The sequence below is a fragment of the Spirosoma harenae genome, from assembly GCF_054776975.1.
The window spans coordinates 224,541-239,526 of record NZ_BAAHBD010000031.1 but is presented as its reverse complement, the minus strand read 5'-3'; the positions used below and the strand labels follow the sequence as shown (position 1 = coordinate 239,526).

Below are 14,986 nucleotides of genomic sequence, written 5' to 3'. Positions count from 1 at the left end.
GCCGCCGGAGCGGAAGAATCTCAATATCTCTTGATTTACAAGTAAGGACGCTTTAAGATTCTTCCGCTCCGGCGGCCCGGCTTCGTCAGAATGACAAAAGAATAGAATAAGTGGCTGATTAATACGTGTCATTTTTTGATTCCTAACACCTTAAATCTATGCAACTTTCTAAACCTATTGCTATATCCCTGATTGGAATAGGACTCCTAACTGGCTTTGTACCGGATAAGCTGATAAAGTCCACGTTCAACGAAGCCGAGCAACAGACGCGGGTTATGTTGACTGAGCTTATGTCTGCTGCTAAAGAGCCAACTGCTGGTAAAGCCGCCCTGGTATCGCCCAGAACACTGGACAAAGGAGCGCTGCAGCTCGTACCCGCCCGCGACTGGACGAGCGGTTTCTTTCCCGGCGAACTGTGGTATCTCTATGAATATTCGGGTCAACAGGAATGGGCTGATCTGGCAAGGCGCTATACCGCTAATCTGGAAAGTGAGAAGATGAACGCGGGTACGCATGACATGGGTTTCAAACTCTATTGTAGCTACGGAAATGGGTTTCGGTTGACGGGCGATAAAGCCTATCGTGACATTATTATTCAGGGAGCCCGAACGCTAATCAAGCGGTTTAAGCCAACGGCAGGCATTATCCGATCCTGGGATCATCATAAGGAGGTGTGGCAGTGCCCGGTTATTATCGACAACATGATGAATCTGGAATTGCTGTTTGCTGCCACCCGCCTGACAGGAGATTCAACGTTTTACAAAATTGCCGTCACGCACGCCAAAACGACGATCAAAAACCACTATCGACCAGATAATAGCTCGTATCATGTAGTCGATTACGATACCCTGACGGGGAAGGTGCTTAAGAAAAACACGCACCAGGGCTATAGCCACGAATCGGCCTGGTCGCGTGGGCAAGCGTGGGGATTGTATGGCTATACCATGTGCTACCGCGAAACCAAAGATCCGCAATTTCTGAAGCAAGCCGAAGCGATTGCCAACTACATGCTCAATCATCCGCACATGCCGAGCGATCTGGTGCCGTATTACGATTTCGATGCACCCGGTATCCCTGCCGAACCGCGCGATGTATCGGCCGCTACTGTAATGGCATCGGCGCTGTATGAACTGAGTACCTACAGTGCTACTAATCCATACCGTGCCAAAGCTGATCAGGTGATTACGAACCTCGTTAAGCAATACAGGTCACCTATCGGCCAAAATCACGGATTTTTATTGTTGCATAGTACGGGTTCGAAAACTAGTGAAATCGATGTGCCGCTGGTCTACGCCGATTATTACTTTCTGGAAGCTTTGCTGCGGAGTAAAAAACTTAATGAGAAGTAGCCGTTATTTTGATGGACGGATAACCTCACCCCCGACCCCTCTCCTAAAACAGGAGAGGGGAGAATTCTCGATTTTTTTTAGCCTCTTTTAGGAGCGGGGTTGGGGTGAGGTCAAACCACCTCTTCCATTTCCTCAGTAGCCCGATTACTGTATTCAGTAGGAGTAAGGCCAAACTGGAGTCGGAACGCTCGACTGAAATATTTGGGATCACTAAATCCAACGGCAAACGCGATTTCGGATACCGTTGCTTTTCGCTGTTTTAATAGCATTTCGGCCTTTTTTAGTCGGGTTGTGCGGAGTAGGTCATTTACGGAAAGGCCCGTTAGCATTTTCACTTTTCGGAACAATACTGGTCGGCTCATGCCCATTTCACCCACCAGCCGGGTTACATTAAATTCGGCATTATTCAGGTGCTGATCGAGCACGGTCATCAGATGGTTCAGGAATTTCTCGTCTGGATGATCCAATTCCTGCGCTTGTGGCTGGAGCGTGACAATCTGGTGATACTTAGCCCGTAATTGCTCGCGGAGCTGCAGCAGATTTCGAACTCGGGTTTGAAGCAGAATTGGGTGGAAGGGTTTACTGATGTAATCGTCGGCACCCGTTTGCAGACCTGTTAACTGATGATCGACTGCATTTTTAGCGGTGAGTAAAATAACCGGAATATGACTGGTACGCAGGTCTGTTTTAATTCGGTTCGTAAGGGAAAAACCGTCCATAACGGGCATCGCTACGTCGGCAATGATCAGGTCAGGGAGTAGCTGAGTGGCTTTTTCCCAGGCAACGGCTCCATTCTCCGCTTCAACGATCTGACAGGTTGCTGAAAATAGGTCGCAGACATACGACCGTATATCAGCCTGATCGTCTACAACTAAAATTATTGGCTTACCGGATTCGGAAAGATCATCCGTAGGCATCAGTATGGATAGGGATTCGGTTTGTAAATCAGATAGATGGATGGGCGCAGGTTCGATGACACTTACCGCAGGAACTTGTTCATTCGTATCGATATGAATGGATGGCAACGTAATAATAAATCGCGTAAAACCCGCCTTCCCAGACTGGGCTTCCCGACTTTCGACCGTGATTTTTCCGCTATGTTGTTCAACAATGTGTTTGCTAAGAGCCAGCCCCAGACCAAAGCTTGAGTCACGTGTCGGAATCTGACCAACCTGATAAAACTGATCGAAAATATGCTCCAGATTTTCTGGTGGAATCCCCATACCTGTATCTTCGATGGTGATGATTGCGTGTTCAGTTGCACCAAAATCCTGTTGAAGTCGAACGGAAATTGTACCTGCTATGGGCGTGAACTTGACGGCATTCAACAGCAAATTATAGATTACTTTTTCCATCTCACCAGGGTCGAACCAGACAGGCAATGTCGATACTTCTGACTCGTTGGTAAGCGTAAGTTGATGGGTTCTTGCGTGTTCGCGGAAGGAATCCGTGAGATTACTCAAAAAGGCAACCAGGTCCATTTTTCGGCACTGCAACTGACTATTGCCAGTTTCATGCTTTCTAAAATCAAGTAGTTGATTCAATAGTCGCAGCAGCCGATCAGTGCTGCCGCGCATCAGCGACAACTGTTTCCGAATAAATGGGTCGCTGGCGTAATGTTCATTAAGCACCTCAATAGGGCCCATCACCAGTGTAAGCGGGGTGCGAATTTCGTGGGCAATTTCAGTGAAAAAGTTCAGCTTCGTTTGATGAAGTTCCTGCTGCCTGGCTTTTTCGGAATGTTCCACTTCTAAATCATGCGCTAGTTGCAGTCGATTCCGATTAAATCGTGACCAGAGCTGTAACAAGCCCAGGAAAATGATCGCATAAAGCACGTAGGCCCAGGGCGTTTTCCAGATCGGCGGCAGTACCGTAATGGTAAGTTCGAGCGGTTTTGTTGTCCAGATACCGTCGTTATTGGTTCCCTTAACCTGAAGCGTATAGTCGCCAGCCGGCAAATTCATGTACGTAGCGCGTGGCTCATCGACGTTATTCCAGGTTTCGTCGAAGCCCAGTAGTTTGTAAGCATAGCGATTTTTGGCTGCGTTGATGTAATTAGACCCTGCGAAATCCAGCGAAAATACATTTTGTCGATGCGTAAGTGTAATGCCTGTTTTATAGTCGATACCCTGTTCGTCGCTGGTGGACGAGAGGCTTGTAACGGGTTCATTAAACAGTCGCAATGCAGTGAAGGCCAACGGATGTACAACAGAATTCCGACGGATGCTATCGGGATGGAAAAAGACAATCCCATTATAACCACCGAAATAAAGATGCCCCTGCGTGTCCTTATAGGTCGAGTTGGTGGTGAATTCCCGGCAAATCAATCCATCGTGAATTGTGTAGGCCGTGAATCTGGATCGATCTGGTGTTAACTGGGCTAATCCTTTATCCGTACTGACCCACAACCGTCCTTTGGTGTCTTCCTGAATACTAAATACTGTGTTGCCGGGTAATCCCTGTGCCGTTGTAAAATGTTGAAACGTATGCTGATCGGGGAGAAGCAGATTTAGGCCACCGTCGCGGGTACCCACCCAGATCCGGTGCTGATGATCTTCTAATAGGCTGATTACATGGCTGTTGCTGAGTGAGTTAGCATCCTGGTCATTGTGAACAAAACGAATAAAGGTATTCTGATTGGGTGCTTTACGAATGAGGCCCGTAAACGTGCTGAGCCACATTTGGCCTTTGGTATCGAATAATAGGGTTGTCGCATTGGTTAACCAATTTAGGTTAACGCGCTCAAATGAGTTGGTTTTGGGGTCAAATCGACAAATGCCTCCCTGATTGGTAACGACCCACATGGCTCCCTGCGGATCACGTTTAAGGTCGTAGATACGGTCGTTGGGAAGGGAATGCGGATCGTGCGGATCATGAAAATACCGGGTAATCGTTTGCCGACGGAGATCAAGATAATTCAGTCCTTTGATGGTGCCAATCCATAAACCAGATGTGCCATCGGCCAGCAGGCATTTCACTTTATCGCTAGACAGTGAGTGGACGTTTTTAGCGTCGTGAAAATAATGCTGACCAATTGTTCTGTCGGAATTAACCAGAAAAAGCCCTCGATCTTCCGTACCCAGCCAGAGTTGATTCTGCGTATTGGCTGGTAGCATAGGCCCAGCTATTTTGAACGGCGACCTTCCGTGCTGATCAAGCGGATGAAAGGAACTGAACTGATGGGCTAGCGGACTATACATGTCAACGCCACCATAATACGTACCTACCCAGAATGATTCGTCACGATCCCGAAATATAGAACGTACTGAATTGTCACTGAGTGAATTAGGGTCAATAGGCTGGTTGGTCAGAGACTGAAACCGGCTTCCATTCTGAGCGACAATATATAACCCCGACATGGTTCCGATCCAGAAATTCCCCTTGCCGTCCGGCTGAATCGTTCGAATGGTTTGCGTACTCAAATCCAGGCCAGCAACGGGGTTCCAGGAAGTGATATGCCCCTGTTTTTTGTCGAACAAAGCAATACCTTTCCCTTCGGTGCCGATCCAAAGGCGGCCAAAACGGTCTTCCGTAATGGCATTGATTCCATTCGTCGTTGTCTGGTAAAGAGAATCGGAAGGTTCCAGAAAATAATTTTGACACTGAAATTTTCCAGAAGCTACCGGGCGGAGTCGCATTAAACCACCTGATACACCGACCCACAATTGCTTTTCTGTATCCTCATACAGCGTTCGAACGGCTTTTTTACATAGCGTTTGCGGATTTTGAAGTAAATCGACCAATTGATCGAATTGATGAGGGTTCTTGGTTGATAATCGGTACAAACCGCCCTGCGTACCAACCCATAACTGTTGTCGATGATCTTCGAGTAGTCCATTAATTGTCGAATCCGGAAAACCGTTTGCCGTTGTACCTCCGGCTAAAATCCGTTCAAAATCATCCTGCTCCGGCCGATATAAAGCCAGTCCTTTGGTTGTACCAGCCCATAAATGTCCTTGCCTATCGACGAGTAAACTATTGATCGTATTGGAGGCCAGACTATTTTTATGGCCGCTTCGGTGTTGGTACACAACCACTTTACGGGAGTCGTAGCGGTTCAGTCCATCGCGTGTACCGAACCACATAAAGCCACGCTTATCCTGCGTAATCGAATAGACACTGCTTTGCGACAGGCCCTCATCGACTGTAAGGTGACTAAACGTTTTAGGAATTGGCTGACTGGCAACAGGAGAAAATAAAATACAACCGTAAAGAATGCCGAGCCAACAGAAGAAAGATTTGTATAGATGTATCATAGGATGACCAAAACACTCGTCAGAAAGTTGTTTTAGTTAGTAATAGCGATCGAAAGCATACAGATACCCTACATACGTTCGATGGAATGGCCTGTGAGGTGGAATAGATAGGCCGTTAAAATAGTATTAAAATACCCAGACTTCTGTATTTTACTCTGAAAAACCTTGATTATGTCGTTATCTGTACCCGTTTACAAGCTTCAATCCTTTCCCCGTCATGAGCCTGAAGCGCTGTTCTATATGACGCGGCTGGAAAAATTGGTGCAGGAATTTAAAGGCATCGACAAACCGCATTCGCATACGTTTTATCTGTTGATGTGGATCAGGCAGGGCAGTGGTACGCATACAATTGACTTCCGAACGCACACCGTTGCTGCCAATCAACTCTATTTTCTGACGCCCGGACAAGTACATAGTTGGGAGCTATCGTCAGATATACAGGGATTTAACTTATTCTTTGATGCCAACTTCTTTCGGGGACGTTTTGGGAACCGCCTGCATCAGTATCCATTTTTTCACTCGCACCAGCATCAGCCGCTGCTGGAAATTACTGAACAGCAGTCGCTTTTTAGCGATTTACTTACTTACGCCTATGATGAGTATGAACAACGTCGGACAAATCGGGCCGATGTGTTTTTGTCCTACGTCCATATTTTGCTTGAAACCGCTAATCGGCTGTACAATCAACAATGGATTGATGCCGACACGCATCTGTTCGACCGGATTCGTACCTATGAAGAGTTGATCGAGAGTCAGTTCCTAACCGTTCGGGAAGTTTCAGCCTATGCCGATCAGATGAATCTGACACCGAACTACCTCAATGCGATCTGCAAGAAAATATTAGGTAAAACAGCTAGTCAATTGCTTCACGAACGGCTGCTGATAGAAGCGCAACGATTATTGACACACACATCCCAATCAATTAAAGAAATTGGGTTTCGACTAGGGTTCGAAGATCCATCTTATTTCGTTCGATTTTTTAAGAAACAGGCTGGCCAAACACCGGCTGAGTTTCGGGAATTACTTGGTCACCATCGTTGATTTGTACCATACACAGCTTGGTTTGTCTTAGCTGGAGATAGTATTGGATAGTACTTTTGTAACATAAAAACTGCCAGAGCCGCAGCCAGGTAAGTGAAGTCACTTGCCCGATTTCCGCTCCCGATGTATGTCTACCGATAGCCGATTATATAGCGTTGTTTTTAATAAATGTCCTCGTTGTCATCAGGGTAATTTCTTTGTTTCAAATAGCGCATTCAGCAAGAATTTTGATAAGATGCACGATCGCTGCCCGCACTGTGGGGAGAATTTTATGCCTGAACCGGGCTTTTATTGGGCGTCGATGTTCGTGAGTTACGGGTTTTATACTATCTATATTTTGCTGACCTTTTTCGTCTTCGTTCAGTGGTTGCAGATTGATCTGGATTATTATCTGGTAGGCTTGGTGCCAACGTTGATTCTGTTAACGCCCTATTTTTTCCGAATGGCCCGGCGCACCTGGTTGACCTTATTTATTGCGCCTAAACCAACGATCGGTTCACCAATTGTTAAACAGGAGTAAAGTTATTTCTTTGATAGTCCACCTGTTATTTCTTTCAATAGATCGAAGAACGACCTTTTACGAGCTGAGCTAATCTGCCAATTGACAGGTACCGACTGGTAGCCATCGGCCAAGCCTTCGTCTTTCATCCGATAATCGAAGAAACCCCAGGATGCGTAGGCGCTAGTGGCTGCCTGAAAATTGTTAGTCGGTTTGTCGAAATCGAAGTGGTCGTCTTCATTGAATACGATTGGCATAGGGCGATAACCAGCCACCGCTCGCGTTTGCTTGACCATCTCGATAATCCGATTCGGCTCCTTAACGCCGTTTCCATGTAAAAGCAGAAAATCAGCTTCCCGAACTACGTTTTCCTGCGGAATCGCACCACCACCGTAGCTGGTACTTACCAGAAATCGGTACCCATTTAGCCTCGTCGCCTTCACCCGCTGAATGAGTTCGTGAACGCGCTCAGGTTGTAAAATGGCATGGTCGTACCGGATATTGCATTCATTATTGATTTCAATCAATACGTTTCGATAACCGGCTTCTCCAATCCACTGCACCGTATTATCGACAGCATTGATAACAGCCGCTTCGTTGGTCAGGTATTGATCCTGACCGAAGTAAAATAGCCCTACAATAGCGATCATACCTAGCTCGTCGGCTTTATCCAGAATACGCTTCAGTCGATTCCAATATGCTGGATTCCAGCTTCCATTCGGATTAAAAGCCGAGTTGATCCACGGCTGACTTTGCGAATAGCCCTCTGGACTTCCTCCCTGTAAATTGATCGTAAATGCGAGTAGACCATGCTCTTTCCAAATGGGCATAGCGGCAATAAATTCATCCGTGTTTCGATTTGGGTCCCAGATTTTTGTATCAGGATAAGCCCATTTAGTACGTGTTTCTGGATTCAGATCATCGAAAATACCCTGAACCATTCTAGAGTTAGGTAACAACCCCTCAATTTGGTAACCTTTCCAGCTTCGACCTTTGAATGTTGGCTGACCATTTATGTAAAACCGTTCTCCAACGATGGATAGATGCGTTTTGCGTTTGGGCGGTTTAGGTGCTGTGATTTTGGCCGAAACAGGGCTAACCCATACAAGCCACAGAACCAGAAGAGATACAGAAAAGCTGATTTGTCGCATAAACAGCAAGTTTTACAATTCCTTTACAAGGTTTTACAGCTCGTAACCTACTCGCAGAGACGATGGCTATACATTTGCTTTGGTTCGGCTAAACAAACAAGCACATGAAAAACATACGTCAAATTACCATCGCACTTTTCTGCTGCGCACTCTCGACTATTTCCTGGGCGCAGCAGCCATACAGTCAGTGCTCAGCAGCCTTTCTGGGGAATAAAATGATTGTGGATCAATACACGACGAAAGGGAAATGTAGCGTATCGGCTACGGCAACTGGAGCATTAACTGTTAATACGATAGATTTATCGCCTAACAAGTGCAAAGCTGCTGATCGGATACCCTTCAACGTGGCAATTCGGGATAAGGATACCCAGACGTTACTACTGTATTCAAAAAAAGAGGTTAAACAGGTAAATATTCAACAGGTGCTGGCTAAATGCCGGAAAGGTGATCGTATTGTATTGCTCACAACGGGTAATCAATACGCCTTACCACATAATGAAATTATGGTTCGCTAATTGTCTGATAGATAGATCGTTAGTAAGGATTTTCTTAAACTAAAACTCTTATGTATAAATACACAATCCCGTTTTTGGTCAGCCTCCTGATGGCGCTGACTGCCTGGAATTCACAGGCGCAAACTATTGCTATGGCCATACGGACTGTAGCCACACGACCAGCTGCGGTGGCTGAGAAGCATAGTTTTTATACTAATCCCTTAGTCCTGAATGGGAAATCGCTGGATTATACGTTTTTCACAACGTCGAGCCGAGGAACATTGGCGGTAGTTGCTGGAAATCCTGACTCAAAAGAGGCCACCAAAATACCTTTCCGCGTGTATCTTCGCCGGAATGGTATGAATATTCTGAACGGTACATCGAGTTGTAACCGGGAGGTTTATGAGGCTGATTTAGCTGCTGTACTATCCAAAAGCCAGCATGGTGACGAACTGATTATTGAACCCGTCAATAAAATTGACGAAGAGGCAAGACGAGTAATTCATCTGAAAAGTACGCACTGGTTTTTCTGGATCAAGCCAGGATGTTAAACGAACTCCGAAAGGCGATGTATGCATCAAGAATTTTGACTTTCAGTGATTTAGATTTGTTAAGAGCAGTTGAATGCGTTTTTTTGCTAAATAGCTTAACTTGTCTGAAAATCGTAATTCATACACCGCCTTTCGGAATTCGTAATTTTTTTACTTGCCATGAGTACTAGCTTGAGCAAATTGATAATTGGGATGGTTAGCCTTGTTTTGACAGGATTCCTGTTTACACAATTTGCTGTGCTTACGCCCTCAGAAACAGGTAATAAAAAAGCTTATTTCGCTCAGAAAGTGAATCTGGCTCTCCGGCGAACGGCACACCATTTATTAAGCAACGCTGGTGATGATTCATCCCGAATCGAACCCGTAAAGCAATCCGATGACCGAACATTTCTGATCCGGATCAATCGTTCATTCAACTATGATCAGTTGCCGAATTTATTGAAAGAATCCTTTCAGGTACATGATATTAAGGATAACTATGATGTTGCTGTGCTGGATTGCGCGAACGGAGAGGTGCAACTAGGTTATAATTTTCGGGACTTCATAAATACCAAAGAAGTATCCTGTGTAGGGCGAAAACAAATAGCGGGTTGTTACACACTTCAGGTGAGCTTTAGTCAATTAGAACGATCACCTGAATCGAGTACCATGGCCTGGGGATTACCCGCCGGAATCCTGCTCATCGGTCTGGGCTATGTCGTATGGAGAAAACGAGTCGTCAGTGGGCCAATCAATCATACATTGCCTGATCCCAAAACAACGGGATTCATAGAATTCGGGCGATCGAGTTTCGACGATAAGACGCAAACTCTACATTCTGGAACTGATCGGCATAAACTCACCTATCGCGAGGCCAAACTCCTCCGGTTTTTAATTTCACATGCCAATCAGGTGATCGACCGCGATCTTATTCTCAAATCGGTTTGGGAAGATGAAGGAATCATTGTTGGACGAAGCCTTGACGTATTTATTTCCCGTCTTCGCAAGTTGCTTGTTGATGATCCTACCGTTCGAATTGTAGCTATACACGGAATTGGATATCGACTGGAAATACAAGCCTAGTATAAACAGGTTGCTGAGGTTTCTTACTCAAGTAATTCGTGTAACAAAATTGAAAATTCGTGTAACAAAATCGAAAAAATTACTTTTTTTTTGGCTGCTTAATTGTCTGACTAATAGATAGTTAAAAATTTTTGGTATTTCGTAACTGCTTGAACAGTATTTAGAGTCGCCATTATAGGTACGCGCGCTAGTTTTGACTCACTGAATCGACCTAAACCCGGTCCAGTTGGAAAAATGACTCACCAACAGCGCATATTTTTCTGGGCAATTACAGCTTCATTAGGCGGCTTTCTTTTTGGATTCGATACAGCTGTCATCTCTGGTGTCGAACAATCCCTACAATCGTTATGGAATCTGACTGTTTGGGAACATGGTCTGACTGTATCAATCGCCCTGATTGGGACAGTGCTTGGTTCAATGCTGGGCGGCATTCCGACTGAGCAACTCGGTCGCCGAAAAACATTATTCTGGATAGCAATTCTCTACATCGTTGCCTCACTAGGCACGGCTCTCGCTACGAATTGGACTATATTCCTCCTTTTTCGCTTTCTGGGTGGGCTTGGTGTGGGTGCATCTTCGGTCGCGGCTCCCATGTACATTACCGAAATTTCGCCCGCTAAATCGCGAGGTCGAATGGTCGCTCTGTTTCAATTTAATGTCGTTCTGGGCATTCTGATTGCCTACTTATCTAATTATTTGCTTCAGGATATTGGACCGAATGCCTGGCGTTGGATGTTGGGTATTCAGGCAATACCGTCTATAGCCTTCCTGATTGGGGTTTTAAATCTGCCAGAAAGTCCACGCTGGTTATTGCTTAGAAAAGGCCAGGTAGCTGAAGCATTACTGGTGTTAGAAATGATTGATCCAGCTACCGCTCAGCAAACGCTGGTTGCGATTCAGCAAAGCAATCATCAGCACGAAGGCTCGACACGATTATTTTCATCTACTTACAAAACACCTGTGTTACTCGCTGTGTTATTTGCCGTATTCAATCAGGTATCCGGGATTAACGCAATCATTTACTTTGCTCCCCGGATTTTTGAAATGACCGGCCTGGGCAAAAGTTCAGCACTCTTGTCGTCGGCTGGAATCGGGGTCGTTAATTTGGTATTTACCATGATCTCCATGAATCTCATCGATCGATTTGGCCGACGAACGCTCATGAAAATTGGATCATTCGGCTTGATCATAACGCTGGCCTTAGTTGCGCGAGCCTTCTATCTACAAGATTTCGCCGGTATGAGCGTGCCTATATTGCTGTTCGTTTACATTGCCTTTTTTGGATTCTCGCAAGGCGCCGTCATCTGGGTATTTATCTCTGAAATCTTTCCAAACGAAGTTCGGGCAAGTGGCCAGTCGTTAGGAAGTTTTACGCACTGGCTAATGGCGGCTATCGTTACGTTTACCTTTCCTTATCTGGCTGAACAAGTTGGCGGAGGGGCAACTTTCCTATTTTTTACAGTCATGATGGTTCTTCAGCTCGTGTTCGTTCTGGGCATGATGCCTGAAACAAAAGGAACGAGTCTGGAACAAATTGAAAAAACATTTGCTGTTCATTAACCAACCTACTTTTCTTCATCAATGAATCAATCGATTATTTGTTTTGGCGAAGTACTCTGGGATGTGCTTCCAACTGGAAAGCAACCAGGAGGAGCCCCCATGAATGTTGCGGTCCATCTGCGTAACTTCGGAATGAGTTCGCTGTTAATCAGTCGCGTAGGTAATGACGAACTTGGTCGCGAAATGCTGGAATTTTTGCGGGAAAAGCATCTGCCAACAGCATATGTACAGTTGGGTGCTTCTCAATTGACGGGTGTTGCCAAAGCAAATCTGACCGACCGTAACGAAGTTGTTTACCGAATCCTGCAACCCGTGGCCTGGGATTTTATTCAATACGACGATTCATTAAGCGCTCTTTATCAGAAGTCAATTCTGGTGTATGGCAGCCTAGTTGCCCGTAGTCAAGTCTCTCGCAATACCTTACACAAGTTACTCGATCAGGCAGCCTTACGTGTGTTTGATGTGAATTTACGAGCGCCACATTATACGCCTTTAGACGTTACGTATTTGCTGCAAAAGGCCGATATACTGAAAGTTAACCACAACGAATTAGCTGAAATCGTTAGCTGGTATACGGCAGAAATCCTTAGTGAGCAGGCCGCTATGGAATTTGTTCGGGATCGCTTTAACCTGAAGATGGTTTGCCTGACTCGTGGTGAAAATGGAGCCAGCTTACTTAACAAGGATGGCTATACGGAACATCCAGGTTTTCAGGTGAAAGTAGAAGATACAATTGGAAGTGGGGATTCGTTCTTAGCGGCTTTTCTGTACAAACTATTACAGGGCGAAGCACCAGGAAAAATACTTGAATTTGCCTGTGCCGTAGGCGCTTATGTCGCCGGGCAGCGGGGCGCAACACCTATTGTTTCGGAACGATTGATTATGCAGCAAATTCGAAAAGAAGAATTCGCTCAAGTGAACTCCTTGTAAGATGAATCAGGTAAGGCATACTTGCCTAACTGCTGTTACAAAATCGAAATTCACGTATCAAAATTCAAAATTGGCTAGTTTGATATTTGTGTAAATTTCTGATAATCAATGATTTGATTGCTGTTGAAATTTCGTAATTAGTTGAACGGTATTTGGAATAGCCATGTTAAGTGCACCCACTAATTTTGGATTACTAAATCGCTCGAGAGATTTTAGTAATGAGTGACTATCGTAACTTGACTTTAAAGAGAATCCGATTGCTGTAACTTGAACTTACTTGAAATACCTCCGCGTAACTTGAACTGAACGTAAAAGAGTACCTCCTGTAACTTGAACTGAATTGTAAATAAGCGTACACCAGTAACTTGAACTGAAACTAGAAGAGTAGCAACCGTAACGTCACATTAAGCAAACTGAATTACCGTAACTTGATCCTTTGCGTAAGATTAATTTAACCTATGATTAACGTTGAATAGTGCCAGAAATCCCCACGACGGATATTTTGGATAGAGTTGAAAATCGGTATCGGGCTATCTCGATACCGATTTTTTGTTACGTCTCGTTCAAGGAAATTTGCCAATTTGTATAGAACCTGTTTTCAAAAAGAAGTGTACCTATAGTAGTCAGGCATTGACGTCTGGTTATCTTGCTACTCAATTTAGTTCGCTACGTATGGAATACCGACAATTAGGCGCTTCGGGATTGAATGTGCCCGTTTTAAGTTTTGGAACAGCCACCTTTGGCGGAGGCAACGATTTTTTTAAAGCCTGGGGAAGTACGCAAACCAGCGAAGCAAAACGATTGGTCGATTTATGTATAGATGCGGGCGTGACTCTTTTCGATACGGCCGACGTATATTCCCAAGGGCTATCTGAGGAAATTTTAGGGAAGGCGCTCGACGGCCTGCGCGACAAAGTGCTGATTTCGACCAAAGCTACATTCACATTCGGGCAAGGGCCAAATAATCAGGGGTCATCGCGCTTTCACTTGATAAAACAATGTGAAAGCAGCCTGAAGCGCTTGAAAACGGATTACATCGACATTTACCATATGCATGGATTTGACGGCAATACGCCTGTCGAGGAAACCCTGCGAACGCTGGATGACTTGGTGCAAAGCGGTAAAGTTCGCTATATCGCCTGCTCTAATTTTTCGGGATGGCACCTCATGAAATCACTAGCCGTTTCTGAGAAATATGGATGGAATCGCTATGTGGGGCATCAGGTGTATTATTCGCTGGTTAATCGGGAGTATGAATGGGAGCTAATGCCGTTGGGTATCAACCAACAGGTTGGCGCATTGGTCTGGAGCCCGTTGGCGGGTGGACGCTTAGGTGGGAAATACGGGCGTACAAAACCTCAGCCAACGCAGGGACGAGTGGTGGAAGGCGGGAGTCCTGTGCCTCAGAAAGTAGTAGACGAAGCTACTTTTTTTACAATTACCGATGCACTGGAGGAAATTGCGGCTGAGACCGGAAAATCGATTGCGCAGGTTGCCCTGAATTGGGTATTGCAACGACCCACCGTGTCGAGTATCATCATTGGTGCTCGAAACGAAGAGCAGTTGAAGCAGAATCTGGAAGCAGTAGGCTGGCATTTGACCATCGACCAGATGAAAAAACTAGATAGTGCCAGTGAAGTTCCACCCATTTATCCATATTGGCACCAGCGCCAGAATCTGACCCTGAATCCTCCTCCGAAATTTTACTGAAAATCAATCCATTGCATCATGATTCAATTTAAGCGATTAGATCACGTGCTCATTTGCATACCGGAAGATACAACCGCTCAGGCAAGAACGTTTTATGCTGAAACCCTGGGATTGGAAGAGATTCCGGGGAACCATCCCAGCGGGGCTATTTGGTTTCAGATCGGCGATATTCAGTTACATATTCGTGAAGAAGCTGGCGGAAACTATTCTAAACGGCACCCAGCCTTCGAAGTAGCTAACCTCAATGAGTCGAAACGATTCTTGGCGGAGAAAGGGCTGGAAATCGAGTATTCGTCAGAGATCGACGGGCGGTATCGATTTTTCTTTCGTGACCCGTTCGGCAATCGATTCGAATTGCTGCAGTTTGCTAATTGATTCATAAT

The 14,986-nt window shown here is 45.4% G+C and carries 12 protein-coding genes; 10 read left to right on the top strand and 2 right to left on the bottom strand.

What is annotated here, in order from left to right:
• The first annotated feature begins 158 nt into the window (after window positions 1-158).
• A complete protein-coding gene (locus ACYVE4_RS28700) occupies window positions 159-1,349 on the top strand; it encodes a glycoside hydrolase family 88 protein (RefSeq protein WP_461043852.1) in 1,191 nt (396 codons plus the stop codon).
• 110 nt (window positions 1,350-1,459) lie between these two features.
• Here the strand turns inward: ACYVE4_RS28700 and ACYVE4_RS28695 are convergent, their stop codons facing one another.
• Window positions 1,460-5,605 (bottom strand): two-component regulator propeller domain-containing protein, encoded by a 4,146-nt coding sequence (locus ACYVE4_RS28695; RefSeq protein WP_461043851.1) that lies wholly within the window; start codon window positions 5,603-5,605, stop codon window positions 1,460-1,462.
• A 171-nt stretch (window positions 5,606-5,776) separates the two neighbouring features.
• Between ACYVE4_RS28695 and ACYVE4_RS28690 the strand changes: the two genes are divergently transcribed.
• Both ACYVE4_RS28690 and ACYVE4_RS28685 read left to right on the top strand, forming a co-directional pair.
• Entirely contained in the window at window positions 5,777-6,646 is an 870-nt protein-coding gene (locus tag ACYVE4_RS28690) for a helix-turn-helix domain-containing protein (protein ID WP_461043850.1), read from the top strand.
• Between the two features lie 235 nt (window positions 6,647-6,881).
• Window positions 6,882-7,166, top strand: a complete 285-nt coding sequence (locus ACYVE4_RS28685; RefSeq protein WP_461043849.1) for a DUF983 domain-containing protein — start codon at window positions 6,882-6,884, stop codon at window positions 7,164-7,166.
• A gap of 2 nt (window positions 7,167-7,168) precedes the next feature.
• Here the strand turns inward: ACYVE4_RS28685 and ACYVE4_RS28680 are convergent, their stop codons facing one another.
• Complete coding sequence (locus ACYVE4_RS28680; protein ID WP_461043848.1) at window positions 7,169-8,296, bottom strand: hypothetical protein; 1,128 nt, start codon at window positions 8,294-8,296, stop codon at window positions 7,169-7,171.
• Window positions 8,297-8,400: 104 nt separating this feature from the next.
• Here ACYVE4_RS28680 and ACYVE4_RS28675 point away from each other — a divergent pair, with 104 nt between their 5' ends.
• From ACYVE4_RS28675 to ACYVE4_RS28645, 7 genes are all read left to right on the top strand, one after another.
• A complete protein-coding gene (locus tag ACYVE4_RS28675; protein WP_461043847.1) occupies window positions 8,401-8,811 on the top strand; it encodes a hypothetical protein in 411 nt (136 codons plus the stop codon).
• A gap of 50 nt (window positions 8,812-8,861) precedes the next feature.
• On the top strand, window positions 8,862-9,341 hold the full coding sequence (locus ACYVE4_RS28670) for a hypothetical protein (RefSeq protein WP_461043846.1): 480 nt from the start codon (window positions 8,862-8,864) through the stop codon (window positions 9,339-9,341).
• Window positions 9,342-9,533: 192 nt separating this feature from the next.
• A complete protein-coding gene (locus ACYVE4_RS28665) occupies window positions 9,534-10,403 on the top strand; it encodes a winged helix-turn-helix domain-containing protein (protein WP_461043845.1) in 870 nt (289 codons plus the stop codon).
• Window positions 10,404-10,637: 234 nt separating this feature from the next.
• Window positions 10,638-11,963, top strand: a complete 1,326-nt coding sequence (locus tag ACYVE4_RS28660; RefSeq protein WP_461043844.1) for a sugar porter family MFS transporter — start codon at window positions 10,638-10,640, stop codon at window positions 11,961-11,963.
• Window positions 11,964-11,984: 21 nt separating this feature from the next.
• Window positions 11,985-12,893, top strand: coding sequence for a carbohydrate kinase family protein (locus tag ACYVE4_RS28655; protein WP_461043843.1), 909 nt, complete (start codon window positions 11,985-11,987; stop codon window positions 12,891-12,893).
• A 672-nt stretch (window positions 12,894-13,565) separates the two neighbouring features.
• On the top strand, window positions 13,566-14,603 hold the full coding sequence (locus ACYVE4_RS28650) for an aldo/keto reductase (RefSeq protein ID WP_461043842.1): 1,038 nt from the start codon (window positions 13,566-13,568) through the stop codon (window positions 14,601-14,603).
• Window positions 14,604-14,621: 18 nt separating this feature from the next.
• A complete protein-coding gene (locus tag ACYVE4_RS28645; RefSeq protein ID WP_461043841.1) occupies window positions 14,622-14,978 on the top strand; it encodes a VOC family protein in 357 nt (118 codons plus the stop codon).
• Window positions 14,979-14,986: the final 8 nt, after the last annotated feature.

Coding starts and splice junctions, on each gene's coding strand:
- ACYVE4_RS28700 (WP_461043852.1), top strand. CDS start 159: ATGCAACTTTCTAAACCTATTGCTATATCCCTGATTGGAATAGGACTC.
- ACYVE4_RS28695 (WP_461043851.1), bottom strand. CDS start 5,605: ATGATACATCTATACAAATCTTTCTTCTGTTGGCTCGGCATTCTTTAC.
- ACYVE4_RS28690 (WP_461043850.1), top strand. CDS start 5,777: ATGTCGTTATCTGTACCCGTTTACAAGCTTCAATCCTTTCCCCGTCAT.
- ACYVE4_RS28685 (WP_461043849.1), top strand. CDS start 6,882: ATGCACGATCGCTGCCCGCACTGTGGGGAGAATTTTATGCCTGAACCG.
- ACYVE4_RS28680 (WP_461043848.1), bottom strand. CDS start 8,296: ATGCGACAAATCAGCTTTTCTGTATCTCTTCTGGTTCTGTGGCTTGTA.
- ACYVE4_RS28675 (WP_461043847.1), top strand. CDS start 8,401: ATGAAAAACATACGTCAAATTACCATCGCACTTTTCTGCTGCGCACTC.
- ACYVE4_RS28670 (WP_461043846.1), top strand. CDS start 8,862: ATGTATAAATACACAATCCCGTTTTTGGTCAGCCTCCTGATGGCGCTG.
- ACYVE4_RS28665 (WP_461043845.1), top strand. CDS start 9,534: ATGGTTAGCCTTGTTTTGACAGGATTCCTGTTTACACAATTTGCTGTG.
- ACYVE4_RS28660 (WP_461043844.1), top strand. CDS start 10,638: ATGACTCACCAACAGCGCATATTTTTCTGGGCAATTACAGCTTCATTA.
- ACYVE4_RS28655 (WP_461043843.1), top strand. CDS start 11,985: ATGAATCAATCGATTATTTGTTTTGGCGAAGTACTCTGGGATGTGCTT.
- ACYVE4_RS28650 (WP_461043842.1), top strand. CDS start 13,566: ATGGAATACCGACAATTAGGCGCTTCGGGATTGAATGTGCCCGTTTTA.
- ACYVE4_RS28645 (WP_461043841.1), top strand. CDS start 14,622: ATGATTCAATTTAAGCGATTAGATCACGTGCTCATTTGCATACCGGAA.